At 67.7% G+C, this 22,934-nt stretch carries 22 protein-coding genes and 1 pseudogene; 13 read left to right on the top strand and 10 right to left on the bottom strand.

All coding sequences use genetic code 11. From position 1 onward, the window contains the following. Window positions 1–67: 67 nt before the first annotated feature. Complete coding sequence (locus tag HBE63_RS25255; RefSeq protein ID WP_166907297.1) at window positions 68–961, top strand: LysR family transcriptional regulator; 894 nt, start codon at window positions 68–70, stop codon at window positions 959–961. Here HBE63_RS25255 and HBE63_RS25250 read toward each other — a convergent pair. Both HBE63_RS25250 and HBE63_RS25245 read right to left on the bottom strand, forming a co-directional pair. Continuing rightward, window positions 958–1,311, bottom strand: coding sequence for a VOC family protein (locus HBE63_RS25250; RefSeq protein WP_029109183.1), 354 nt, complete (start codon window positions 1,309–1,311; stop codon window positions 958–960). The genes HBE63_RS25255 and HBE63_RS25250 overlap by 4 nt on opposite strands. Before the next feature lie 30 nt (window positions 1,312–1,341). Further along, window positions 1,342–1,584 (bottom strand): annotated as a pseudogene (locus HBE63_RS25245) (LLM class F420-dependent oxidoreductase); the annotation flags it as partial. A 145-nt stretch (window positions 1,585–1,729) separates the two neighbouring features. On the opposite strand from HBE63_RS25245, the gene HBE63_RS25240 reads away from it, so the two are divergent. Beyond that, window positions 1,730–2,509 carry an SDR family NAD(P)-dependent oxidoreductase gene (locus HBE63_RS25240; RefSeq protein WP_166907295.1) on the top strand — a complete coding sequence of 260 codons (780 nt, stop codon included), beginning with the start codon at window positions 1,730–1,732 and terminating at the stop codon, window positions 2,507–2,509. On the opposite strand, the gene HBE63_RS25235 is transcribed toward HBE63_RS25240, so the two are convergent. The 5 genes from HBE63_RS25235 to HBE63_RS25215 form a co-directional block, all read right to left on the bottom strand. Further along, the gene (locus tag HBE63_RS25235; protein ID WP_166907293.1) at window positions 2,474–3,097 is read right to left on the bottom strand and encodes a TetR/AcrR family transcriptional regulator; all 624 of its coding nucleotides are present in this window, start codon (window positions 3,095–3,097) and stop codon (window positions 2,474–2,476) included. The two genes, HBE63_RS25240 and HBE63_RS25235, sit on opposite strands and share 36 nt — an antisense overlap. A gap of 7 nt (window positions 3,098–3,104) precedes the next feature. Then, entirely contained in the window at window positions 3,105–4,310 is a 1,206-nt protein-coding gene (locus HBE63_RS25230; protein WP_166907291.1) for an FAD-dependent oxidoreductase, read from the bottom strand. Continuing rightward, window positions 4,303–6,468 carry an RNA polymerase recycling motor ATPase HelR gene (gene helR, locus HBE63_RS25225; RefSeq protein ID WP_166907289.1) on the bottom strand — a complete coding sequence of 722 codons (2,166 nt, stop codon included), beginning with the start codon at window positions 6,466–6,468 and terminating at the stop codon, window positions 4,303–4,305. Before helR ends, HBE63_RS25230 begins: the two co-directional genes overlap by 8 nt. A gap of 115 nt (window positions 6,469–6,583) precedes the next feature. Continuing rightward, window positions 6,584–9,118 (bottom strand): RNA helicase, encoded by a 2,535-nt coding sequence (locus tag HBE63_RS25220; RefSeq protein WP_166907287.1) that lies wholly within the window; start codon window positions 9,116–9,118, stop codon window positions 6,584–6,586. Between the two features lie 185 nt (window positions 9,119–9,303). After that, window positions 9,304–9,777 (bottom strand): carboxymuconolactone decarboxylase family protein, encoded by a 474-nt coding sequence (locus tag HBE63_RS25215; protein WP_166907285.1) that lies wholly within the window; start codon window positions 9,775–9,777, stop codon window positions 9,304–9,306. Window positions 9,778–9,891: 114 nt separating this feature from the next. Here HBE63_RS25215 and HBE63_RS25210 point away from each other — a divergent pair, with 114 nt between their 5' ends. Beyond that, the gene (locus tag HBE63_RS25210; RefSeq protein WP_208301207.1) at window positions 9,892–10,749 is read left to right on the top strand and encodes an adenylate/guanylate cyclase domain-containing protein; all 858 of its coding nucleotides are present in this window, start codon (window positions 9,892–9,894) and stop codon (window positions 10,747–10,749) included. Here HBE63_RS25210 and HBE63_RS25205 read toward each other — a convergent pair. Then, on the bottom strand, window positions 10,700–11,308 hold the full coding sequence (locus tag HBE63_RS25205) for a cutinase family protein (RefSeq protein ID WP_243858781.1): 609 nt from the start codon (window positions 11,306–11,308) through the stop codon (window positions 10,700–10,702). The genes HBE63_RS25210 and HBE63_RS25205 overlap by 50 nt on opposite strands. A gap of 159 nt (window positions 11,309–11,467) precedes the next feature. Here HBE63_RS25205 and HBE63_RS25200 point away from each other — a divergent pair, with 159 nt between their 5' ends. Then, a complete protein-coding gene (locus tag HBE63_RS25200) occupies window positions 11,468–11,845 on the top strand; it encodes a nuclear transport factor 2 family protein (RefSeq protein ID WP_166907282.1) in 378 nt (125 codons plus the stop codon). Between the two features lie 51 nt (window positions 11,846–11,896). Continuing rightward, window positions 11,897–12,616, top strand: a complete 720-nt coding sequence (locus tag HBE63_RS25195) for a CoA pyrophosphatase (RefSeq protein ID WP_166907281.1) — start codon at window positions 11,897–11,899, stop codon at window positions 12,614–12,616. 2 nt (window positions 12,617–12,618) lie between these two features. On the opposite strand, the gene HBE63_RS25190 is transcribed toward HBE63_RS25195, so the two are convergent. Continuing rightward, window positions 12,619–13,113 (bottom strand): flavin reductase family protein, encoded by a 495-nt coding sequence (locus HBE63_RS25190; protein ID WP_166907280.1) that lies wholly within the window; start codon window positions 13,111–13,113, stop codon window positions 12,619–12,621. 88 nt (window positions 13,114–13,201) lie between these two features. Here HBE63_RS25190 and HBE63_RS25185 point away from each other — a divergent pair, with 88 nt between their 5' ends. Then, on the top strand, window positions 13,202–14,389 hold the full coding sequence (locus HBE63_RS25185) for a zinc-dependent alcohol dehydrogenase (RefSeq protein ID WP_166907278.1): 1,188 nt from the start codon (window positions 13,202–13,204) through the stop codon (window positions 14,387–14,389). Here HBE63_RS25185 and HBE63_RS25180 read toward each other — a convergent pair. Next, window positions 14,373–15,131: a TetR/AcrR family transcriptional regulator gene (locus HBE63_RS25180; RefSeq protein WP_166907276.1), complete on the bottom strand. Its 759-nt coding sequence runs from the start codon at window positions 15,129–15,131 to the stop codon at window positions 14,373–14,375. The genes HBE63_RS25185 and HBE63_RS25180 overlap by 17 nt on opposite strands. Before the next feature lie 56 nt (window positions 15,132–15,187). On the opposite strand from HBE63_RS25180, the gene HBE63_RS25175 reads away from it, so the two are divergent. The 7 genes from HBE63_RS25175 to HBE63_RS25145 are packed head-to-tail and all read left to right on the top strand — an operon-like array spanning window position 15,188 to window position 22,910. Further along, window positions 15,188–18,028 carry an RND family transporter gene (locus HBE63_RS25175; RefSeq protein WP_166907275.1) on the top strand — a complete coding sequence of 947 codons (2,841 nt, stop codon included), beginning with the start codon at window positions 15,188–15,190 and terminating at the stop codon, window positions 18,026–18,028. Next, window positions 18,025–19,026, top strand: a complete 1,002-nt coding sequence (locus tag HBE63_RS25170; RefSeq protein WP_166907273.1) for a MoxR family ATPase — start codon at window positions 18,025–18,027, stop codon at window positions 19,024–19,026. The genes HBE63_RS25175 and HBE63_RS25170 overlap by 4 nt, the downstream gene beginning before the upstream one ends. Window positions 19,027–19,033: 7 nt before the next feature. Next, a complete protein-coding gene (locus HBE63_RS25165) occupies window positions 19,034–19,900 on the top strand; it encodes a DUF58 domain-containing protein (protein WP_166907271.1) in 867 nt (288 codons plus the stop codon). After that, window positions 19,890–20,363 (top strand): hypothetical protein, encoded by a 474-nt coding sequence (locus HBE63_RS25160; RefSeq protein WP_166907270.1) that lies wholly within the window; start codon window positions 19,890–19,892, stop codon window positions 20,361–20,363. The genes HBE63_RS25165 and HBE63_RS25160 overlap by 11 nt, the downstream gene beginning before the upstream one ends. Then, entirely contained in the window at window positions 20,354–21,313 is a 960-nt protein-coding gene (locus HBE63_RS25155) for a hypothetical protein (RefSeq protein WP_166907268.1), read from the top strand. The genes HBE63_RS25160 and HBE63_RS25155 overlap by 10 nt, the downstream gene beginning before the upstream one ends. Further along, on the top strand, window positions 21,310–22,227 hold the full coding sequence (locus tag HBE63_RS25150; protein WP_166907267.1) for a VWA domain-containing protein: 918 nt from the start codon (window positions 21,310–21,312) through the stop codon (window positions 22,225–22,227). The genes HBE63_RS25155 and HBE63_RS25150 overlap by 4 nt, the downstream gene beginning before the upstream one ends. Continuing rightward, window positions 22,224–22,910, top strand: a complete 687-nt coding sequence (locus HBE63_RS25145) for a hypothetical protein (RefSeq protein WP_208301206.1) — start codon at window positions 22,224–22,226, stop codon at window positions 22,908–22,910. Before HBE63_RS25150 ends, HBE63_RS25145 begins: the two co-directional genes overlap by 4 nt. Window positions 22,911–22,934 lie beyond the last annotated feature (24 nt).

The raw sequence follows: 22,934 nt of genomic DNA, 5'->3' as shown, positions 1-22,934 counted from the left end.
CACCTGGCCATCAAGTCCAACGATTGAATCGGATGAGCCTCATCGACAACATAGATAAAGTGACACGGTGGAGTTACGACAGATCGAACACTTCATCGCGGTGGCCGGCGAGCTGAGTTTCACTCGGGCCGCCGAACGCGCGCATGTCGTGCAGTCGGCGTTGTCGACGTCGGTTGCGAAGCTCGAGCGCGAACTCGGCGTGGAATTGTTCGACCGGTCGCGGCAACGGATCAGCCTCACCGCCGCGGGGGAGGCCTTCCGGCCCCACGCCTACGAGGTGCTGCACGCGGCCCGTGCGGCCACCGAATCTGCCGGCCAGTTCCGCGGGGCTCTCATGGGCACAGTCGAATTCGGTTCGCTGATCTCCTATGGGCCGGTCGATGTCGCCGGCGCGCTCGGCGATTTTCACCGGGCCCACCCGTTCGTGCGGCTGCGATTGCGGCTGAGCCAATCCGGCGCGTCGGCCTACCTGGCCGCTCTGCTGGAGGGCTCGCTGGATCTGGCCCTGGTATCGCTGCCCAACCGGTTCCCGGCACAGCTGGATATGAAGCTGCTGTTCGAGGAGCCGATGGTGTTCGTGTGCCGTGACGACCATGCTCTGGCACGTCGTCGCCGCCTCGAGCTGGGGGACCTGGCGGGCGAGGACCTCGTCGGCTTCCCGCCGGAATTCGGGCTGCGGCGCCTGATGGACGAGGCGTTCCACCGCGCCGGTGTGCAACCGCAGACGCAGTACGAGGTTCCGGCCGGGTTCGCCGCGATCGCCGAACTCGTCGGCAACGGTCTGGGCACGGCCTTCATGCCACCGTCCGAGGCCAGGCGTTTCGGTGATCTGCGGACCGTCACGCTGCGCGACCCGGCGGTGTGGCAGGTCTACCTCGCGGCCCCGCCGGTGGAGCGGATGACGCCGGCCGCGGCACGCCTGGCCGAAACCCTGCTCGACGCCGCGGCTTCGGCAGGCTAGCGGGCCAGCGGACTGTAGAACACCAGGCCGTTGCCCTTGTTGTCGTAGACCACGGCGCGGCGCTCGTGGGCGTCGTCGTAGGGATGTTTGATGATTCCGCCGCCACTGGCCTCGATGGCCTTGGCGGCACCGTCCACGTCGGCGGTCTTGATCCCGACCACGACCTGGCCGGGGATCGGGTGATCCACTGACGTGGCCAGCGCGAGGGTGAGAGAGCCTCCGTCGAGCGCGGCGAAGTGGGCGCCGTCGCGGAACTTCAGTGGCATGCCCAGGGTTTCGCTGTAGAAGCGGATCGACTCATCCAGGTCGTCGGTCGACAGAATGATCATCCGGACGTCGTGGTCGCTCATCGGGTTCTCCTCAGGGCCGGGCTTTTTAGATTAGGGCACGCTGGGTCTGATCTCCTCGATCACCCATTGGGCGTAGTCGAGATATTCGTCGACCCCGCTGACGGCGGGGAGCGGCACGGCGCTGACGGTGACACCTTGCTCTCCCAGCCAACACAGCCGGTCGACGATCTCCTGTGCGCTCATGCCGGACCGAGCATCGGGATCCTCCCGTACGGCATGGCCCTCGCCCACCCGCCTGGTGGCGATCCCGTGCACGACGTCGAAGTCACGACCGCAGCATGTGAGGCAGGTTGAAGATGAATTTCACCCGGGCTCCGTTCGGTCTTGCGTGGGGCGGCGTGCAGGACTCTACATATATAGAGACTTTGTGGGGTAGGTTGTCCGGAATCATGCCGAACCACGGGAGAGCTCGCTGACGATGACGCTGCAATTCGATCTGTCGCACCGGCGGGTGTTGATCACCGGTGCCGGGCAGGGCGTCGGCCGCGGACTGGCCGATGCCTTCGTTGCCGCCGAGGCCACGGTGCTGATCAATGACCTCCGAGGCGAGCGGGCCGAGACCGTCGCCACAGAGCTGCGCGAAGCGGGCGGTGACGCGGTGGCGGTGCCATTCGATGTCACCGACTATCGGGCCGTCACCAAGGCGGTCGAAAAGGCCGGACCCGTCGACATTCTGGTGAACAACGCGGGCAATGCCGGGGCCGAGGGATTCGCCGCGCGGATGCCGTTCGCCGACACCACGCCCGCCGACTGGGACCCCTTCCTGCAGGTGAATCTCTATGGCGTGCTTCATTGCACGCGTGCGGTGCTGCCGACGATGGTGGAACGGCACTGGGGCCGGGTCGTCACGATCGTCTCGGACGCCGGCCGAACCGGGGACGCCAGCGGCGCGGTCTATGCGGCGGCCAAGGCCGGCGCCGCGGGCCTGACGCGTTCGATCGCGCTGGAGAACGGCCGCCACGGCATCACCGCCAACAACATCGCGTTGGGCACCATGCGAACCCCGCTCACCGAACCGCTGTGGGCTGAGATGGCCGATTCCCCGCAGGCCAAGGCGATCCTGTCGCGTTACCCGATCCGCCGGCCCGGCCTGCCCGAGGATGTCGCCTATCTGGCGGTGCTACTGGCCAGCGACCACGGCTCCTGGATCACCGGCCAGACGTTACCGGTCAACGGCGGCTACTCCTTCGCGATGTGAGCTTGCCGGCGCCGCCGCGACGATCGCGGTGATGATGCCGTGGAGCTGCTCATCCGAGGTGATCGTGCGGTCGCCACGGGCCAGGGCGAGCATCAGCCCGCTGATGAAAGTCATCAGTACATAAGACTTTTCGTCGATCAGCGCCGGATCGGTATCGGCCGGGCAGAGCCCAGCCACGACATTGCGGTGCAATTCGAAGAATCGCTCCTCGTTGTGGCTGAAAGCCTCGGCCAGCCCGGCATCCCGACTCGACGGCAGAACGAGCTCATAGCGGGCCTTGCTCCGGACCAGCCGCGCCCCGGCACCGGACCGGATGACCAGCCGGGCCAGACCGCGCACGTCGCCATGGGTACCCGAGCCGGTGGCCGCGGTGAGATCGGCCAGGTCGAGATCGGCGATGCGGTCGGCCGCCGCCCGTACCAACGCCGCGCTGGTGCGGAAGTAGAACGACGTGGTCCCCTCGGCAACCCCGGCCTTGCGATCGACCTTGAGGTGGGTAACGCCCTTGATGCCCTCGCGGGCCAGCAGACCGATTGCCGCGTCGCACAATTCGCGTCGCCGTTGTTCGGGGTTCTGTTTGCCTCCCACGCGGCACCTATCGGCGGGCCGGCGCGGCGACGTGCTCGGGGCGTACCCCGGTGCCGACCAGGTACGCCGGAATCGCGGTGAGTTGGGGGAACTTGCGGACGATGCTCAGCAGCGCACCCGGCGGGGCAATCTCGGCTCCTGCCATCACCGGTGCCAACACCTGACGATGCAGGATGCGTTGGAAACCCTGGGTGATCGTGGTGGGGAGGCTGCGTTGACGTTGGACAGCGGCCAGGTCGGACCGGCTGGCCCGATGTTCGCGAAGCGGCTGGTACAGCAGGCGGGCCGCCGCGGCGGCATCCTGGATCGCGACGTTGATTCCGACCCCGCCCACCGGTGACATGGCATGCGCGGCATCGCCGATACACAGCAGGCCGTCGCGGTGCCACCGCTGCAGCCGGTTGAGTTGAACATCGAGATGCTTGACGTCGTCCCAGGAGGTGAGCTTGTCCGTATCGGCTTCGGGGATCAGCTCGGCGAGCTCGGCGCGGAAGGCATCGAGGCCCCGGGCCCGCAGCCCGGCGTCGCTGCCCTTCGGGATCAGGTAGGCCACCTGGAAGTAGCCGGAGCGGGGAATCATGATCAATGCCCGGCCCGGCGCCGTACGCGGGATCAGCGAGTACTGGCCATCCTCGGTACGCGGCAAGCGGAACCACCACACGTCGAACGGCACCGGATAGTCCCGGGTACTCAGCCCGGCCTCCCGCCTGACCAGCGATGTGCGTCCGTCGCAGGCGACGGTGAGATCGGCGCGCAGTTCACCGTCGCCGTCGGGGCCGGTGTAGCGCACCCCGCTGATGCGTTCACCGTCGCGCAGCAGCCCGGTGACCTCGGTCCGCATGCGCAGGGTGAAGTTGGGGTCGCTGCGGCCGGCGTCGGCCAGCAGGTCGAGGAAGTCCCACTGCGGCACCATCGCCACGTACGGGTGGGGCTGGCGCAGCCGACGGAAATCGACGAGCGTCACCGCGTCACCGTCGACACCGAACTCGGCCTTCTCCACCTTGCTGTAGCCGATCTTGTCGAACTCGCCGAACAGCCCGAGCTCGTCGAGCATGCGCATGGTGCTCGGATGCACGGTGTCGCCGCGGAAATCGCGCAGGAAATCGGCGTGCTTCTCCATGACGGTCACTGTCACCCCGCAGCGGGCCAGGATCAGCCCGAGCATCATCCCGGCGGGCCCGCCGCCCACGATCGCACACGTGGTGTCAGGCATGTGCGAGTCCGGTCAACGCTTCGGGTAGCGGTTCGGTGTGCAGCACGCCGAGGCGCTGCGTCGCGCGGGTGAGGGCGACGTACAACTCGGCGGCGCCGCGGTCGCCGGCGGCCAGGATGCGTGCGGGTTCCACCACGAGCACGGCGTCGAACTCCAGGCCCTTGGTTTCCGACGGTGCCACTGCTCCGGGTACCTCGGGCGGACCGATCACCACGCTGGTGCCGTCCCGGGTGGCCTCTTCCCGGACGAATTTCTCGACAGCCGAGGGGATTTCGTCGACGGCAAGCTGACGCGACCAGGGCTGTACCCCGCAGGACCGGACCGACTCCGGCGCTTGGACCCCGGTCGCGAACTCGGCCAGCAGCGCCCCGGCCACCGCCATGATCTCGGCCGGCGTCCGGTAGTTGACCGACAGCGTCCGGTAGATCCAGCGGCCCGGCACATACGGCTCGAGCATCGTGTCCCAGGACCGGGCCCCGGCAGCTGAGCGGCGCTGGGCCAGATCCCCGACCACCGTGAAGGACCGGCGTGGACACCGACGCATCAACACTCGCCAGTCCATCTCGGACAACTCCTGGGCTTCGTCGACCACTACATGACCGTAGGTCCAATCCCGGTCGGCTGCAGCGCGTTCGGCCAGTTCCCGGGTGTCGCGCTCGACGAACCGGTCCGCCAGGTCCTCGGCGTCGATCAAGTCGCTGGCCAGCAGGTGATCCTCGTCGTCCATCAGATCCTCGCGGGCGATCATCAGGTCGAGCACACCCGCGGCGTAGGCGGCCTCCTCGCGCCGTTCGCGTTCCGCGGCTTCGTCGGCCGCCTTGTCGCGGCCCAGCAAGTCGACGAGCTCGTCCAGCAGCGGTACGTCCGAGACGGTCCAGGCGCTGCCGTCAGTGCGGAACAACCGAGGGTCGGCTCCGGCCGCGGACAACCTTTCGGTCGACGAATACAGCGGGGCCAGCAGGGTCTCCGGGGTCAGGATCGGCCACAGCCGGTCGAGCGCCGCAGCGAACGCGGCGTTGTCGTCGAGTTCGCTGACCACACTGGCCCGCAGTTCCTCCCACGCCGCCTTGTCCTGACGGCTCAACCACCCCTTGCCGATCCGCGCGACCGCACGTTCGGTGAGGACGTAGGTGACGATGTCGCGGAACGTCGCCCGGGCCTCGTTGTGCGGCAGCCCGGTTTCGCGGGCCTCCTCGATCGCCCACTGGGCGGTCTCGGCGTCGATGCGCACGGTGACGTCGGGCAGCTCGATCAGGATCGGCTCGTCGGGAACCTCCTGGCGGTCGGCCACGGCGGCGGCCAGCACGTCGAGGATCTTCAGTGAACCCTTGATCTCGGCGGCCTCGGGCGCGTCCTCGGCGGTGACATGGAGGCCGGGCGCCAGGTCGCCGGGCGTCATGAATACCGCATCGGATTCACCCAACGAGGGCAGCACCCGGCCGATGTGGTGCAGGAACGCCTCATTGGGCCCGACCACCAGCACGCCGTGACGTTCGATCCGCTCCCGGTGGGTGTAGAGCAGATAGGCCACCCGGTGCAGCGCCACCACGGTCTTGCCGGTGCCCGGGCCACCCTCGACCACGAGTACGCCGGTGTGCTCGCTGCGGATGACCTCGTCCTGTTCGGCCTGGATCGTCGCGACGATGTCGCGCATGCCCTCGCCGCGCGGGGCGTTCACCGCGGCCAGCAGTGCGGCATCACCTTCGTCGCCCTCGGTGGGCCGGCCCAGCACCTCGTCGGTGAGGTCAAGTACCCGCCGGCCCAAAGTGCGGAACTGCCGGCGCCGGCGCATGCCCTCCGGACTGGCCCCGGTCGCGGTGTAGAACGGCCGCGCCAACGGTGCCCGCCAGTCCAGCAGCAACGGTTCGTAATCGTCCTCGCGATCGAAGATGCCCAGGCGCCCGACGTAAAGATGTTCTCCGGCAATGGTTTCCAGGCGACCGAAGCACAGGCCGTTGTCGGCCACGTCGAGCCGGTTGCCTTCCTTGGCCAGCGCCAGTACCTCGGCGTCACGTTCCACCGCGCTGCCGCCGTGCTCACGCAGTGCGGTGCGGTAGCGGCCACGCACCCGGACGCGCTCGGCATCCAGGCGGGTGTAGAGCCCGTCGACATAGGTCTGTTCGGTCTGTACTTCGATGTCGTGGCCGTCAGTTTGCACGTTCCCCACAGTTCCCTCGCTTATCCGTGGTTTGGGTCGGCCAGCGATTGTGCGCCATCACCGGGGCCTTGCCGCAAGGCCCCGGGTACGCGATAAAATTGGGTTCAGCAAGCGCTCACCCCATCCGGCCCGCATCCACGATACGCAGCACCGCGGCACCTTCTTCGTCGCTGGCCGCCAGGTCCACTTCCACGTCGAAGCCCCAATCGTGATCTCCGGCCGGATCTTCGAGGATCTGTCGCACCCGCCACACCTGCGGCTGTCGGTCGAAGATCAGCAATGCCGGGCCCCGCGCGTCGGCTCCGGTGCCCACCTCGGCGTGTTCGTCGAAGTACTCCTCGCCGACTTCGGCCCAGCGATCGGCCGTCCACCCGGATGAGGCGTCCAGTGCGCCGAGCTCGTCCCAGCGGGCCCGCGCGAACAACTCCACCCGCCGGAACAGCGCATTGCGCACCATCGCGGTGAACGCCCGCTCGTTGCCTGTCAGTGGACGCGGCCGGGCCGGTACCGCCACCGGAACATCGTGAGGCTGATCCGGGCTGGTCAGCTGCTCCCACTCGTCGAGCAGGCTGGAATCCACCTGGCGCACCAATTCGCCGAGCCACTCGACGATGTCGGCCAGCGCTTCGGTGCGCGCGGCCGTCGGTACTCCTGAGCGCAGCGCCTTGAACGCATCGGACAGGTAGCGCAGCACCGCCCCTTCGGATCGGGTCAGCCCGTAGACGCTGATGTACTCACGGAAGGTCAGGGCGCGCTCCCACATCTCGCGCACCACCGATTTGGGGGACAGGTGCCCGTCGGCCGCCCACGGATTGGTCTGCCGGTACACCTCGTAGGTGTGCTGCAGCAATTCGGCCAGCGGCTTGGGATAGGTGACCTCGTCGAGCAGTTCGATGCGTTCGTCGTACTCGATGCCCTCGGCCTTCATCTCCGCTACCGCCTCGCCCCTGGCCTTGTTCAGCTGGGCGGCCAGGATCTGGCGGGGGTCTTCCAAAGTGGCTTCGATCACCGAAACCACATCCAGCGCAAAGGTTTCGGCTTCCTGGTCGAGGACATCGACCGCGGCCAGCGCGAACGTGGACAGCGGTTGGTTCAGCGCGAAATCGGGCGGGAGGTCGACCGTCAGCCGGTAGCGCCGGCCATCGGCCTCGGGTTCGGCAAGCCGTTCCACCACGCCGGCCTGAAGCAGGGACCGGGCGATGCCGACGGTCTCCCGGATGTGCCTCAGCTGACGTTTGCGTGGTTCGTGATTGTCGGTGAGCAGGCGACGCATCGCCGCGAACGGGTCACCGGGGCGGTCGACGACATCGAGAATCATCGCTGTCGACACCCGCATGTTGCTGGTCAATGCCTCGGGGGCGGCGTCGATCAGCCGTGTCATGGTGTTCTCGCCCCACGGCACCATGCCCTCAGGGGCCTTGCGCCGCACCAGCTTTCGACGCTTCTTCGGATCGTCGGCGACTTTGGCGAACTGTTTGAGGTTCTCCACCTCGTGGTCGGGCGCCTGCACCACCACGGTGCCCGCGGTGTCGTATCCGGCACGCCCGGCCCGTCCGGCGATCTGGTGGAACTCGCGGGCGTTGAGCAACCGCGTCCGGGTGCCGTCGTACTTGGACAGGGCGGAGAACACGACGGTGCGGATCGGCACGTTGATGCCGACGCCGAGGGTGTCGGTACCGCAGATCACCTTGAGCAGCCCGGCCTGGGCCAGCTGTTCCACCAGCCGGCGATATTTCGGCAGCATCCCGGCGTGGTGGACACCGATGCCGTGCCGCACGAGCCGCGACAGCGTGGTCCCGAAGGTCGTGGAAAACCGGAAACCACCGATCATCTCGGCGATGGCGGCCTTCTCCTCTTTGGTGCTGACGTTGACGCTCATCAGCGCCTGGGCCCGCTCGAGTGCGGAGGCCTGGGTGAAGTGCACGACGTAGATCGGCGCCTGCAACGTGTCGAGCAGGTCGGCGATGGTCTCGTGCATCGGTGTGGTGGCGTACGAGTAGAACAGCGGCACCGGCCGTTGCGCACCGGCCACCAGTGCCGTCTCCCGCCCGGTGCGCCGGGTCAGGTCCTTGCGCAGGAATTCGACGTCACCCAGCGTCGCCGACATGAGTAGGAACTGGGTGTTGGGAAGTTCGAGCAGCGGCACCTGCCACGCCCAGCCGCGGTCCGGGTCTCCATAGAAGTGGAACTCGTCCATCACCACGAAGCCGATGTCTGCGTCGGCACCTTCCCGCAGTGCCAGGTTGGCCAGGATCTCGGCGGTACAGGCGATGATCGGGGCGTCGGCGTTCACGGACGCGTCCCCGGTGAGCATCCCGACGTTGGCCGCGCCGAACACGTCGCACAGCGCGAAGAATTTCTCGCTCACCAGCGCCTTGATGGGCGCGGTGTAGTAGCTCCGGCGACCGGCGGCCAGTGCCGCGTACAGCGCTCCGGTGGCCACCAGTGACTTGCCTGAGCCGGTCGGCGTCGCGAGGATCACGTTCGCCCCGCTGACCACTTCGATCAGCGCCTCCTCCTGCGCGGGGTACAGGGTGGTGCCGTTGGCTTCGGCCCAGCCCGCGAAATCGGTGAACAGGGTGTCGGCATCGTTGCCCTTGGCGTGCAGCGCCGACAGGTCGCTCGGGTCGTCGAGCAGGGGAGTGGTCATGTTGGTAACCAGCGTGCCAGTTCGCCGGTACCGCCGTTCGTCCCGGTCGGCCACGGTCCCATCCGGCACAGATGTCTCGGCGCGCCGGTACCCACACACTAAGCCGAGGATTACAGCCAGCATGTGGCCGTAATCCTCGGCCTAGTGGCAGGCACGTACGCCGAATGGGATGCGGTGGCGCGCTGTTATCCGAACTGCCCCGGCTGGTAGTCGCCGGCGGGCTGTTGGACGATCACGTTCAAGCGGTTGACGGTGTTCATGAAGGCGATCAGGCACACGAGCGCGGTCAGTTGATTTTCGTCGTAATGCTTGACCGCGTTCGCCCACACCTCGTCGCTGACCCCGCCCGCCGCGTCGGCGATCCGGGTGCCCTGCTCGGTCAGTTCCAGGGCCGCGCGTTCGGCTTCGGTGAACACCGTTGCCTCCCGCCACGCGGCGACCAGGTGCAGCCGCTGCGGGGTCTCCCCGGCGAGCACGGCGTCCTTGGTGTGCATGTCGGTGCAGAATGCGCAGCCATTGATCTGGCTGGCGCGCAGCGCCACCAGTTGCTGCGTTGTGTCGGGGAGTGTCGAGTCCGTGATCACCTTGCCCGCCGAGGTGACGTGCTTGAGCATCTTGACGGCGGTCGGGTTCTCGAACAGGTTCAAACGAGCATCCATGGCGCACTCCTATGTTGTCGGTGACTACACCCTCGAGACACCTCAACTCGATGGAATGTGACATGTGCCGGTGGGGTGGGCGACCGGCGCGTGCCGGATAATCAGCGGGTGCCGATGCCGACCACCCTTGAGTTCGTCTTGTTGGTGATCGTCGTCGTGCTGTTCGCGGCGTTCGCCACGTTCCTGGTGTTGTTCATCGTGAGCCGGCGGCAGCTGATTACGGCCCGGCGTGAGATCGAGAGCATGAAGCTCGAGGACGAAGACCGCCGGCGGAGGCGCCGTCGCGGCGTTGCGCCGTTTGCGATCAAGACGGTGTTTCAGACCGCGGACATGCTGATCAACAAGGGGCTGGGCGCAACAGTGCGCAACTCCATCGAGGATCTGGCCGGATGGGCCCAGGTGGAACGCCCGGATCTGGCACGGCTGACCGCTGACGGCCGGGTCGTCATCGTGTTCTCCGACATCGAAGGTTCGACCGGGTACAACGCCGCGATGGGTGACCGGGCCTGGGTGAAGCTCTTGGAGAAGCATGACAAGCTCGTTCAGGCGCGTGTCGACAAGCACGGTGGTCATGTGGTCAAGACCCAGGGCGACGGATTCATGATCGCGTTCGCCGACCCGGAGAACGCGGTCCGGTTCGCCACCGACGTGCAGCGTGCCCTCGCGGAAAACCCGCAGCGGTGGCAGGAAATCCGGGTGCGGATCGGCGTGCACATGGGCACCTCGGTGCGCCGCGGTGACGACCTGTTCGGGCTCGACGTCGCGATGGCCGCGCGGGTTGCCGGTCAGGCCGACGGTGGAGAGATCCTGGTCAGCGAACCGGTCGGGGACGCGGTCAGGGATCTGGACGACATCGCCCTTGGCGCGGCGCGCGAAGTGGAACTCAAGGGCCTTCCCGGATCCCACCGGCTCTATCCGGTCGTCAGCGCCGAGCAGCGGGCGCTGGAGGCGGCGGCTGGACGTGACGCGTGACCCATTGCGCGGCGAGTTTGATCAGGCCCGATTTCGGATAGCTGACGTGCGCATTCCAGTCTCGGCCCAGCGAGCAGATGGGGTCGTTGGCGTTGCACAGGTCCGCGGTCCTCGCGCCGAAGTCGGGACTCATCCGGGTCAGCGGCTGGCCGAGCCGCGCCGACGGGTTGCCGAACACGACGACCGAGGCGACGCGCGGGACCACCGCGGCGGGCAGTGGGGCGCTGTAGCCGAGGCCGCCGACGGGTGAGGTGGCCACGACGTCGACCACGGCCGCGCCCTGCGAGTAGCCGCCCATCACGATCTTGGTCTTGGGGCACCGCGCCGCTGTGGCCTGGACGCGCTTGCTCATATCGGTGGCTCCGGCTGCGGCCTTCATGAAGTCCCACGACGCGGGGTACTGCACCGCGTAGGTGCCGATTGTTGAGCCTTTGACCATGGGGCGCAGCGTGTCGACGAACGCCTTGCCGACATTGCCGATGCCGGCGGGTTCGTCGGTACCCCGAGCGAAGACCACTTCGATGTCGGGACAATCCGGAGCGGCTGAGGCTGAGGGCATCGCCTTGGGCGTCGCGATCGTGCCCACCGCGGCGGCCGCAGTCACTGCTGCGATGCCCGCGAGGGCCGATACCTTACGGACACCCACACGTCACTTCTACCACTGTTTTAACAGTGGTGCCCAGGCATACCAGGCCGGCGTAACGGGTATCACGTAGCGGTGACCAGTCCAGTTCTCGGCGAACTCCTGCACATCGAACGTGCCGGGTGGGATTCGCTGTGCGAGTCGACCGGCGCGGATTTCTACGGCGAGGTGATGCTGCCCGACGCCGTCATGGTGCTCGCCAATGGCATGGTGATGGACCGCAACACCGTCGTCAGCGCGCTCGCGCAATCTCCGCCGTGGCGCGCCTATGAGATCAGTGGCGTGCACCTCATCGTCCTCGATGACGACAATGCCGCCCTGGTCTACACCGGCACGGCCTACCGCGACGGGGACGGGCCCGCGTTCGTCGGCGCCATGTCCAGCGTCTACCACCGGGTTGACGGGGTGTGGAAGCTCACGCTGTATCAGCAGACCCGCAAGGCGGACCAGTAGGCGGTGTGACCTCGCCGGTCGTATCGCCTGCGTCCCGCATATGGTCGAGCGGTGACGATCGCCTATGACGAAGCGCTGCGGGACCGGATCGGGGTGCATCTGGCGGGGCATGAACGCCGCGCCGTGACCGACCCGACGAAGCGGCACGCGGCCGTGGCGGTGGTCCTGGTCGATTCCGAGGTCGGTGAGGACCGGGTGGATCCGGCTCCGGTCGACGAATGGATCGACGGCCGCCCGATGCCGGAGCCCGGGCTCGACGGCCGCATGGTCGACGTGTCCGGTGGAGCGGCATTTCTGTTGTGCCGCAGGACTTCCCGGCTCTCGTCGCACGCTGCGCAGTGGGCGCTGCCCGGCGGACGGCTGGACCCGGGTGAGACCGCGGTCGAGGCCGCGCTGCGGGAGCTGGACGAGGAGGTCGGGGTCAGCCTGCCCGACACGGCGGTGCTGGGACTGCTCGATGATTACCCGACCCGCTCCGGTTACGTCATCACCCCGGTGGTGGTCTGGGGCGGCGGACGGCTCGACCTGCGTCCGTCCCCCGACGAGGTGGTGGCGGCGTATCGGGTGGGCTTGCACCAGCTGCAGCGCGCGGATTCGCCGCGGTTCATCACGATTCCGGAGAGCCCGCGCCCGGTGGTGCAGATTCCGTTGGGCAACGATCTGATCCATGCGCCGACCGGCGCGGTGCTGTTGCAGTTGCGGTGGCTGGCGCTGGAGGGCCGAACCGATCCGGTCGATGAACTCGAACAACCGGTCTTCGCCTGGAAGTAGCCTCAGGCCTCGTGGCCGGGCTTGAGATCGGCCACGTCGCTGAGCCTGATCCACGGCTGGGGTTCGTCGGGGGCTTGTCCGGCAACCGGATTCAGCAGATAGCCCATGTGGTCTCCGAGGTCGACACGTTCAAGGACGGCGCCGACGAACCACGCCGGTGCGGCATCAAGGATTGGCGTCCCGGCGGGTCCGGAGTGCCAGCGGCACTGGGCGAACTTGTCGATCTCATCCCCGGTCTGACCGCCGAACCAGCGGGCCAATTCGAGGTCGTCACGGGCCAGCAGGTGCACGCCGAGGTGGGTGGCCGCCTCCGCGGCCGCGAAGGTGTGGTTCTTCTTCGACACCCCCACCAGGAACCGGGGTGGATCGATGCTCGCCTGCGTGGTGAACCCGACCAGGCAGCCGGCCGGTCCGTCGTCGGCCTGTGCCGTCACGACGAGCATCGGGTAGTCGAGCAGCCCGACGAATCCGTCGAAACCCTCCCAGTTCGGCGTCATCAACCCATTCTCGGTCACCTCGCGCCGGTTTGGCGTCAGGCCGGCGGGGTAGCCCCCACCTGCGACATCTAGCGATGGGAGAGGACCTGTGAAAGCCGTTACCTGGCACGGCCGGCGGGATGTGCGGGTAGACACCGTGCCGGATCCTGAGATCGAAGAGCCCACGGACGCGATCATCGAGGTGACCTCGACCAATATCTGCGGTTCGGACCTACATCTGTACGAGGTGCTGGGCGCCTTCATGCATCCGGGCGACATCCTGGGCCATGAACCGATGGGCGTCGTGCGGGAAGTGGGCCCGGAAGTTCAGAACTTGTCGGTGGGCGAGCGCGTGGTCATCCCATTTCAGATCTCGTGCGGCCATTGCTTCATGTGCGATCAGCATCTCTACACGCAATGTGAAACCACCCAGGTCCGCGACCAGGGCATGGGTGCGGCATTGTTCGGATACTCGGAGCTGTACGGCCGCATCCCCGGCGGCCAGGCCGAGTACCTGCGGGTGCCGCAGGCTCAGTTCACCCACGTCAAGGTGCCCGACGGGCCACCGGATTCGCGGTTCGTCTACCTCTCCGATGTGCTGCCCACCGCATGGCAGGCGGTGGCGTATGCCGGGATCCCTGACGGCGGCTCGGTGACCGTCCTCGGCCTCGGGCCGATCGGTGACATGGCGGCGAGGGTGGCCCAGCACCTCGGGTACCGGGTGATCGCCGTGGACCGCATTCGGGAACGACTGGCCCGTGCCGATATGCGTGGCATCACCACCATCGATCTGACCTCACTCGATGGATCAGTTGGTGATGCGGTGCGGTCCATGACCGACGGTCGCGGCACGGATTCGGTGATCGATGCCGTCGGCATGGAGGCGCACGGTTCGCCGGTGGCCTCAACCCTGCAGAAAATCACCGCGCTGATGCCCGACGCGATCGCCAAGCCGTTGATGCAGAGCGCCGGCGTGGACCGACTCGATGCGTTCTACTCGGCGATCGACATCGTGCGGCGTGGCGGCACCATTTCCGTGATCGGTGTCTATGGCGGCATGGCCGATCCACTGCCGATGCTGACTTTGTTCGACAAGCAGGTCCAGCTGCGCATGGGGCAGGCCAATGTGAAGAAGTGGGTCGGTGACATCCTGCCGTTGCTCGGTGATGACGACCCGTTGGGAGTCGACGGCTTCGCCACCCACATCCTGCCGCTCGACGAGGCCCCGCACGGCTACGACATCTTTCAGAAGAAGCAGGACGGCGCCATCAAGGTCATGCTCAAGCCCGGTGGCTAGGCCGGGCCCGGCGCCCCGGCCTGGCCGACTTCGAGGTTTCGGTCGTGGGCGCGGCAGCGGGTGGGCGCGGCAGTGCCGGGGGTGCCTCCATGCGCTGAAAAGACTCCTGGATACGTTCTCGATCGCCGCCGAGGCCGACCAGGAGGTTGGTGATGTGCGGTGCGAGTACCCGGGCGACGCCCCCGCCGTCGGTGCCGAAAACTCCGATGATCTCGGCCAGGACGTAGCCGTGCATCATGGTCCAGATCTGGGCGGCCACAGCCACCGGATCGCCCTCGTCGATGGCGCCGACGTCCATGCAGCGCCGCACGAACGCCGGGATCTGGGCGTATACCGAGTTGATCTCGGACAGGGCCGCCGGATGGCCGTCGACTGTGACGTCACGGCCGATCGGCAGCGTGATGGACGGTGAGGTGATTCCGAACATCAGTCGGTAACGCTGCGGATAGGTGAGCGCGTACTCGCGGTAGGCCAGTCCGGAGGCGAGCAGGTCGGCTACCGGATCCTCGGTGTCCGGGCGTCGGCTCAGATGCTCGCCGAACCGGGTGTACGACTCCCGCACGAGCGCCTCATACAAGCCGGGCATGCCGTCGAAGTGGGTGTAGACCGCCATCGTCGACGCGCCGATCCGCGTGGCCAGCATGCGCGCACTGAGTGCCTCCGGCCCGCTCTCCTCGAGGACCTGCAGGCTCTCCTCGATCAGGCGCTCGCGAATTCCCATGGTGTCCATCGTCGTGGACATGTTGCCATAACAATGTTATACCTGCCAATAACATTGTTATTGATGGTGGGGGAGCCATGCTGGAGACTGTTGCCCGAGCTGCGAGCAGGTACGCACTGTTGGTAATCGCGGCCTGGGCGGTGCTGGCCGGCCTCGGCAACATCGCGGTGCCCCAACTCGAACACGTTGTGAAAGAGCAGTCCCGGGCGTTCTTCCCGACGGATTCCGGCGCGACGGAGGCAGCGCAGCGGATGGGCACGCTGTTCGGGGATTCCGACAGCAACAACATCGCCTATGTCGTCCTCGATGCGGACCGGACACTGGGGGAGCCCGACCGCGCCTATTACCGGGTGCTGGCCGACCGGTTGCGCACCGATACGCCCGGCGTCGAATCGGTCATGGATCTGTGGGACGACCCTGCTGCCGCAGCCGTATTCGAAAGCCTGGACCACAAGGCGGCCTATCTGATGGCAAGGCTGTCGGGTCAATTGGGTAGCAGCACCGCCACCGACGCCGTGGCTGCACTGCGCGCCGCCGTCGATGTGGTCAATCCGCCGGAGGGATTGCGCACTCACGTCACCGGGCCGGGACCCAGCCTGGTTGATGAATTCGGCGCTCTGGATGCACAATTGGCGCGAATCACGGTGCTGACGGTCGGGATGATCGCCGCGCTCCTGCTGTTCGTGTACCGCTCGCCGATCGCTGCGGCTGTGCCGCTGGCCTCGGTGGGACTGTCTCTGGCGGTCGCGCGTCCGGTGGTCGCGTTGCTCGGCGAGCACGGTGTGATCGAGGTGTCGGTCTTCTCGGTCGCATTGATGTCTGCGATGGTGCTGGGTGCCGGGACCGACTACGGCATCTTCCTGCTCGGCCGCTACCACGAGAACCGGCGCGCGGGCGTGCCGCCGCCGGACGCGCTGGCCGACGCCTACCGCCGGGTGGCGCCGGTGATCGCCGGGTCGTCCGCCACGATCGCCACCGCGCTGTTCTGCCTGACCTTCGCCAAGGTGAACTTCCTGCGCAGCGCCGGGATACCCAGTGGCATAGGTGTTCTCGCGGCGATGCTGGGTGCGCTGACGCTGACCCCGGCGTTGATCGGCTTGTTCAGCCGGCGCGGGTGGGTTGACCCACGCGCAGCGCGGGTCAACCGCCGGTGGCGCAAGATCGGCACCGCCGTCGCCCGCTGGCCGGGGCCGATCCTGGTGGTTGCCGTTGGCGCGCTGGCCGTCTGCACGGTGCCGTTGCTCGGCGCCAAGGTCAGCTTCTCGGAGTTGTCCGCACAGCCGGCCGGCACCGAATCCAGTCGCGGCTACCAGGCGGTCCACGGCCGCTTCCCGGACAACCGGCTGTTGCCCGAGATCATCTCGATCCAGGCCGACCGGGACCTGCGGACACCGGCCGGGTTGATCTCGGTCGAGAGGGTCACCAGAAAGGTCCTCGAGGTGCGCGGGGTCCGCACCGTGCAGTCGGCCAGCCGGCCCGCCGGCACCCCGGTGCGCCAGGGCACGTTGACCTACCAGGCCGGCCAGATCGGCGAACAACTCGACGGCACAGCGCAATCCGCTCTCAACGGGATGGACTCCGTGGACACCGTCGCGGCTACCATCGGACAACTCGACGCCGCGCTCAACGGCATGCAACGCGGGTTGACCGGTGCGGTCGACGGCTTGAACCGGGTCGGGGCCGGCTCACAGGACATCGGCGCGGGCATGTCCGGGCTGCAGGGCAACCTGCAGGCGGTATCCGGATATGCCGATCCGCTCCGCCAATTCGTCAACAGCAACCCCGACTGTGCGGCCAACCCGATCTGTGCGGCCGTGCAGAAGATCGTGACGCCGCTCGACGACGCGGTCAGTGCGACAGGCACCCTCGCCGGCGGCGCAGGTGCGCTCCAAGAGGGTGCCGCCAGCGCCACCGACTCACTAGACGGCGCGGCCAAGGGGGTGGCGACGATGCGCGCAGTGCTGACCCAACTGCGCGGCCTCACCGCCACCTTGCGCTCCAGCCTGGGCAGCGTCGGGCCGCAGATGCAGCAGATGACCGGCTACCTGTCACAGCTGAGCACTGATTTCGACGGCAGTTCTGAGGGCGGGTTCTACCTTCCGCCAAGGACGTTCGACGATCCGGAGTACCGGCGGGTGATGGATATGATGTTCTCCCCGGACGGCCACGCGACCCGGCTACTGGTCTACGGCGACGGTGAGTCCTGGGGGCGGGACGGTGCGGACCGGTCTACCGAGATCCGCATCGCCGCCGCCGAGTCACTCAAGGACACCCCGCTCGCGGCCAGCGGTGTCGTCGACCTCACCGGTGTCGGAACCGCGACCGCAGAACTCATCAACTACGTGCAGCACGACTTCACCCTGCTCGTGATCGCCACGCTGGTGCTGATTTTCATCATCGTGGCAGGCATGTTGCGCAGCCCCGTCGCCGGGATCGTCGTGCTGGCCACGGTCACGATCTCCTACGCGTCGGCGCTCGGGGCCAGCGTCGCCGCCTGGCAGTTCCTATTCGGTCAGCCGCTGCACTGGGCCGTGCCCGCGTTGGCCTTCATCGCCCTGGTCGCCGTCGGAGCGGACTACAACCTGCTGCTGGCGATGCGGTTGCGTGACGAGGCCGCGGCCGGCGTCCGAATCGCGACGATCCGGGCCTTCGCCGGAACCGGCAGTGTCGTCACCATCGCCGGAATCGTGTTCGGGTTGACCATGTTCGCGATGCTGGGTACCACTGTGGTGACGATCGCCCAGGTGGGATCGACCATCGGCATCGGGTTGCTGATCGACACCTTGCTGGTGCGGACCTTTGTGGTGCCGCCGATCGCGGTGCTGCTGGGCCGTTGGTTCTGGTGGCCGCGCCGGCATGACTTCGGCAAACTCTGGGTACATACGCCGGGGGAGGGCGAATACAGGAAGGACGCATGACGGCACCGCGATTACAGGCTGACCAGCGCGACGCCGCCGAAGCCCAGCGCATCGCGGGCGCGGTGACCTCGTCATTCTCCTCCCGGGTGGTCGGGCAGGATCACCTTCGCGAATCGATGTTGGTGGCGCTGCTCGCCGGAGGACACCTGCTGATCGAGAGCGTCCCCGGGTTGGCGAAGACCACCGCGGCCCGGGTGATGGCCGAGTCCATCGACGCCAGTTTCCGGCGCATCCAGTGCACACCCGATCTGTTGCCGAGCGACATCATCGGCACCCAGATCTACGAGGCCGCGCACAACTCGTTCGCCACGCAGCTGGGCCCCGTGCACGCCAACATCGTGTTGCTCGACGAGATCAACCGCTCCAGCGCCAAGACCCAGAGCGCCATGCTGGAGGCTATGCAGGAACGCCAGACCACGATCGCCGGCGTCGAATATCCCATTCCCGAACCGTTTCTGGTCATCGCCACCCAGAACCCTGTCGACCAGGAAGGCACGTATCCGCTGTCGGAGGCCCAGACCGACCGGTTCATGCTCAAGGAGATCGTGGGCTACCCCTCGATCGACGAGGAGGTAGAGATCGCCGCCCGGATGGACGCCGGTCTCTACGACCGGGATCACCGCGCGGATCCGGTCGTCACGATCGACGACGTGCGTCGCGCCCAATCCATCGTTCGGTCGGTGTACCTGGATCGCGCGCTCGTCGAGTACGCCGGCCGACTGGTCGCCGTCACCCGCGAACCCGGGCATTACCTGCCGGCGAACCTGGCGCGGCTGATCGAGTACGGGGCCAGCCCGCGGGCCACGCTGGCCTTCTGCCGGACTTCCCGGGCGCTGGCAGTGCTGCGCGGCCGCGACCATGTGGTTCCCGACGACATCGCCCGCTTGGCGCACCGCGTGCTGCGGCACCGGCTGATCCTCGGGTTCGAGGCGGCCACCGCCCGGGTCACCCCCGATGGCATCGTCGACGCGGTGTTGCGTGCGGTGCAGGTCCCGTGAGGCCGCGATGGGCAGGTATCTGGACTCCGCCAAGGCGTATGTCGGCCGCGACGCAGGCGGTCTGCTCGAGGGTGGCCGCTACGCCCTGGTACATACCCGCAGCCTGGAGTTCGACGAGCTGCGGCCCTACGTCCCCGGCGACGATGTCCGCGACATCGACTGGAAGGCCACGGCGCGCTCCGGGCACACGCTGATCAAGCGGTTCGTCTCCGAAAAGCACCACAAGGTGCTGGTGGTCGCCGACGCCGGCCGTAACAGTGGCGCACTGGCGCCGTCCGGCGAGCTGAAAAGAACTGTGGCGCTGAACATCATCGGCGGGATCGGATTGATGACGCAGCCCCGGTCCGACGAAATCGCGATGGTGCTCGGCGACCAACGCGGCACCGTGGACATCCGGCTGCGCCGCGGCGAGACCCATATCGAGAGCATGCTGCACCGGTTCCATCACCACGCCACCGATCACCCCGGCCCAAGCGACATCCTGGCTCAGCTCGAATGGGTGGCCCGCCACTACCGGCACCGGCTGTTGATCTTCGTGGTGTCCGACGAACCGGAGGTCACCGACCGGTTGGCCGAGGTGCTGCGCCCGCTGACCGCCCGCCACGACGTGCTGTGGGCGTTGATCGGCGACATGCCCGCGTTGAGCGGGCACCGGGACACCGGCCGCAGCTACGAGATCGCTGACGGCCGCCCGATCCTGGCCGACCTGGACCGTGACGTCGTCGAGGCCTACCTGCGCGCCGAAGCGCGACGGCGCGAACAGCTTTCCGAGTTTCTGACCCTGCAGCGGATACCACACGCCAGGATCCCCGGCAGTCTGCGGATCCGGACCGCCTTGACAGCGATGACCGGGGTGTACGCCCGTGCCGGATGACCTGCTGCGCCATGTGATCGGTCCGACGCCCTACTCGCCGGTGTGGCTGTGGACCGCGATCGGCCTGATCCTGCTGCTGTGCGCATGGTATGCGGCAGTCTTCGTGCTGACATCGCGGCGCCGTTCGGTGCGCGACCTGCCCATGGTCGGTGCCGCACGGGGGGAACTCCTACGGCGCCGATCGGCCCGCACGGTCCGTCGCATCGGAAACCGTTACCGCGCAGGTAATCTGAGCGCAGCGGGCACCGGGGCGGCGCTGAGCCGGGAACTCCGCGCCTTCCTGCACGCCGCCACCGGGGTGCAGGCCCAGTACCTGCAGGTCGACGCCATCGCGGAAAGCTCGGCTGCACCAGCCGCGCCGATCCTGGCCGAGCTCACCGACATTCAGTTCAACCATCGTTCGGCGCTCGATGCCGGCACGGCCAGCGACACCGCCGAGGAGTTGATCCGCGGATGGACCTGATCTGGTGGGTGGTGGCGATCACCGGGTGCCTCGCACTCGCCGGGTGCGTGGGCCTCGCCCTGCTGTTGCGGCAACCGATGGACCCGGAGCGGCTCAGGCCACTGGCCAACACCGGGCGGCTCACCCGACTGCCCGAGTACGTGCGGACCGCGCGGCTGCGGACCATCGCCGCCGTAGTCGCCATGGTGCTGCTGACGGCCGCCTTCGCGGGATCCGTTCTGGCTGCCGCGCGTCCCACCGGGCTGCCGTCGTGGACCCGCACCACCCAGGTGGCGACACCGGAGGACATCATGGTGTGCGCCGGCGCCCCGGTGACCGACCCGGCAGTCAGCGCCGCCCTGCAGTATTTCGCCGAGCGGGCCGGCACCTTCGGAACCGAGCGGATCGGGCTGACCTCGGCAAACCGCCGCGTCATCCCGATGACCCGGGATTATCAGTACGCCGCAGCACAATTCGCCGCGGTCGGCCGGCAGGACGGTGCCAGGCCGTTGGTGGCACCGGTGTCCTACGTCGATTACGCCGCCGGCGTCCAGGACGTGCTGGCCATGTGCCTGACCGGCTTCCCGTCCTTCGAGGAGAAATCCGCGCAGCGACGTTCGCTGATCTACGTCGGCCCCGAATCCCTGCCCGACTCAGGGCAATCAGTACCGCTGTTCACCGAGGATCGCCTCCGGGACCTGGCGGTGACGGCAGGGGTTCAGGTCAATGCGATCACGCTCGGATCCGGTGAGGGGGCCGTCGCGGACCTGGCGCGCAGCACCGGAGGGAGATGGTTCGGATCGGGCGATACAGCCGAACATCTGACGCAGATCCGGGACCATCCGCCGCAGGCCGGAACGACCGGCGATACCGCGGACGTCGTCTCCGCCGAAACCCCGGCGGTGCCCGTGGTACTGGCGTTGCTGGCGTTGGCAGTGCTGTGGTGGTGGCCGGTGGTGATGCGGCAATGAGCCTGGAACCGGTCCTGCCGCCACTGCTACTCGCGGTGCTCACGGTGGTGCTCGTCGCGGCGCGGGTGCTCACGTTCGGGCGGGTCAGGGCGCAGGGTGGTGGCTGGGCCTCGGTGTGGCGCTGGTCATCGCTGACCGCGGCCGGCGTACTCCTACTGGTGGCAGCGCTCGGCCCCACCGTAGGCGGGAGCCACGATGCCGTGCCCCGGCCGGCCGGCGACCGGGACCCCAACATCTTTGTGCTCCTGGACCGTTCGCCGGAGATGTCGCAGCGTGGCGCCGATGGCCGGTCCCGGATGGCGGCGGCCCGCGACGATGTCGCGTCACTGATCGAACGGTATCCCGACGCCCGGTTCGCCCTGATCGGTTTCGCCGATCGCCCGTCGGTGGTGTGGCCGCTGTCGGCCGATACCTGGAGTCTGCGGCCGGTGCTGGCCGCGACGGACGCGTACGCGGCGACGCCGGGCGCCAATGTCGGCGCGGCCGCCAGCGTGCTGCGCTACCAGCTGATCAGCGCGGTACAGCAGTTCCCCAGGGCGCAGAACCTGGTGTTCTATCTCGGCGCCGGCGCGCCCGATTCACAAGCGCCGCAACGGGAGTTCGAGCTGCCCGAGGATGCCGTGGACGGCGGCGCGGTGCTGGGCTACGGAAATGCCGGCACCCAGGCGCTGCGGGGAGTCGCCGAGCAGATCGGCGTGCCGTTCGTGCCGCGGGCCGGCGTGACACCGTTGGAGGTTGCGTTACCCGCCGACAAGAGTCCGAGCCAGAGCCCCGTCGCTGTTCCGGACCGCGCCGCCGTCGAGTTGTACTGGGTTTTCGCCGGGGTCGCCGCGCTGCTCATCCTGATCGAGCTCTATCTGGTGCTGCGGGGATTCCGTCGCATGCAGTCGATCGATCTGGAGCCGGGAACATGAACCGGGTGCGGCGCAGGCTGCTGCTTTACTCGGCACCGGTGGTGCTGGTAGTGCTGATCGCCGTCGTCAAGCTGCTGTCGGTGGTGGTGATCGGCCACTCAGCGGCTAACAGTTTCGCCGACCGCGATACCGAGGCGATGGCAGGCGACGTGGCCAGGCTTCGGGTGCTCGATATCGTCCAGCCGGGCAAGGCGGAACATGCCGCAGGCGCTCTGGCTGTTCTGGAGAACCGGCTCGACGACGCCGACCGACATTTCAGGGCGGCAGTGGCCCGACTCGGCGCCGATGAGTCATGTTCGGCCAGGGTGGATCTGGAGCTTGTCCGTGAGACCCTCGGCGACCGGGCGATTGCGGCGGCCGAGCCTGAACTGGCAGTGGCCCGTTACCTGGCCGCCCGGGATGTGGTGGAAAGGGCCGCCGGCGGATGCTTCGCGGGCAACAATGACCCGGACCCGGATCGGCGAGCCATCCGCAACGACGCGCTGGGAAGGTTGAACAGCAAGATCGACGCCGCCTCGGCGATCTCGCCGCCACCGGTGTCCACCCCTCCTCCGGTCGCCCAGCCACCGCCTCCGGCAACGGCGGGTACGCCCACCACACAGCCGCGGAATCGGCTCGACCCGACCGTCGGTGATCCGTTGGACCGGCTGCAACAGATCCTGCGCGATGCGGCCACGGGATAGATTCGGGTGAGTCGGGCTCGTTGA

The sequence above is a fragment of the Mycobacterium sp. DL440 genome (genome assembly GCF_011745145.1).
GTDB lineage: Bacteria > Actinomycetota > Actinomycetes > Mycobacteriales > Mycobacteriaceae > Mycobacterium.
The sequence above is the reverse complement of the archived record's forward strand: the minus strand, read 5'-3'. Positions and strand labels throughout refer to the sequence as shown.

What these genes read in the sequence shown, in the direction of transcription:
- HBE63_RS25250 (WP_029109183.1), bottom strand. Translation starts at nt 1,311, where the DNA reads ATGAGCGACCACGACGTCCGGATGATCATTCTGTCGACCGACGACCTG.
- HBE63_RS25240 (WP_166907295.1), top strand. Translation starts at nt 1,730, where the DNA reads ATGACGCTGCAATTCGATCTGTCGCACCGGCGGGTGTTGATCACCGGT.
- HBE63_RS25230 (WP_166907291.1), bottom strand. Translation starts at nt 4,310, where the DNA reads ATGCCTGACACCACGTGTGCGATCGTGGGCGGCGGGCCCGCCGGGATG.
- HBE63_RS25220 (WP_166907287.1), bottom strand. Translation starts at nt 9,118, where the DNA reads ATGACCACTCCCCTGCTCGACGACCCGAGCGACCTGTCGGCGCTGCAC.
- HBE63_RS25215 (WP_166907285.1), bottom strand. Translation starts at nt 9,777, where the DNA reads ATGGATGCTCGTTTGAACCTGTTCGAGAACCCGACCGCCGTCAAGATG.
- HBE63_RS25210 (WP_208301207.1), top strand. Translation starts at nt 9,892, where the DNA reads ATGCCGACCACCCTTGAGTTCGTCTTGTTGGTGATCGTCGTCGTGCTG.
- HBE63_RS25205 (WP_243858781.1), bottom strand. Translation starts at nt 11,308, where the DNA reads ATGCCCTCAGCCTCAGCCGCTCCGGATTGTCCCGACATCGAAGTGGTC.
- HBE63_RS25190 (WP_166907280.1), bottom strand. Translation starts at nt 13,113, where the DNA reads ATGACGCCGAACTGGGAGGGTTTCGACGGATTCGTCGGGCTGCTCGAC.
- HBE63_RS25180 (WP_166907276.1), bottom strand. Translation starts at nt 15,131, where the DNA reads ATGTCCACGACGATGGACACCATGGGAATTCGCGAGCGCCTGATCGAG.
- HBE63_RS25175 (WP_166907275.1), top strand. Translation starts at nt 15,188, where the DNA reads ATGCTGGAGACTGTTGCCCGAGCTGCGAGCAGGTACGCACTGTTGGTA.
- HBE63_RS25170 (WP_166907273.1), top strand. Translation starts at nt 18,025, where the DNA reads ATGACGGCACCGCGATTACAGGCTGACCAGCGCGACGCCGCCGAAGCC.
- HBE63_RS25165 (WP_166907271.1), top strand. Translation starts at nt 19,034, where the DNA reads ATGGGCAGGTATCTGGACTCCGCCAAGGCGTATGTCGGCCGCGACGCA.
- HBE63_RS25155 (WP_166907268.1), top strand. Translation starts at nt 20,354, where the DNA reads ATGGACCTGATCTGGTGGGTGGTGGCGATCACCGGGTGCCTCGCACTC.
- HBE63_RS25150 (WP_166907267.1), top strand. Translation starts at nt 21,310, where the DNA reads ATGAGCCTGGAACCGGTCCTGCCGCCACTGCTACTCGCGGTGCTCACG.
- HBE63_RS25145 (WP_208301206.1), top strand. Translation starts at nt 22,224, where the DNA reads ATGAACCGGGTGCGGCGCAGGCTGCTGCTTTACTCGGCACCGGTGGTG.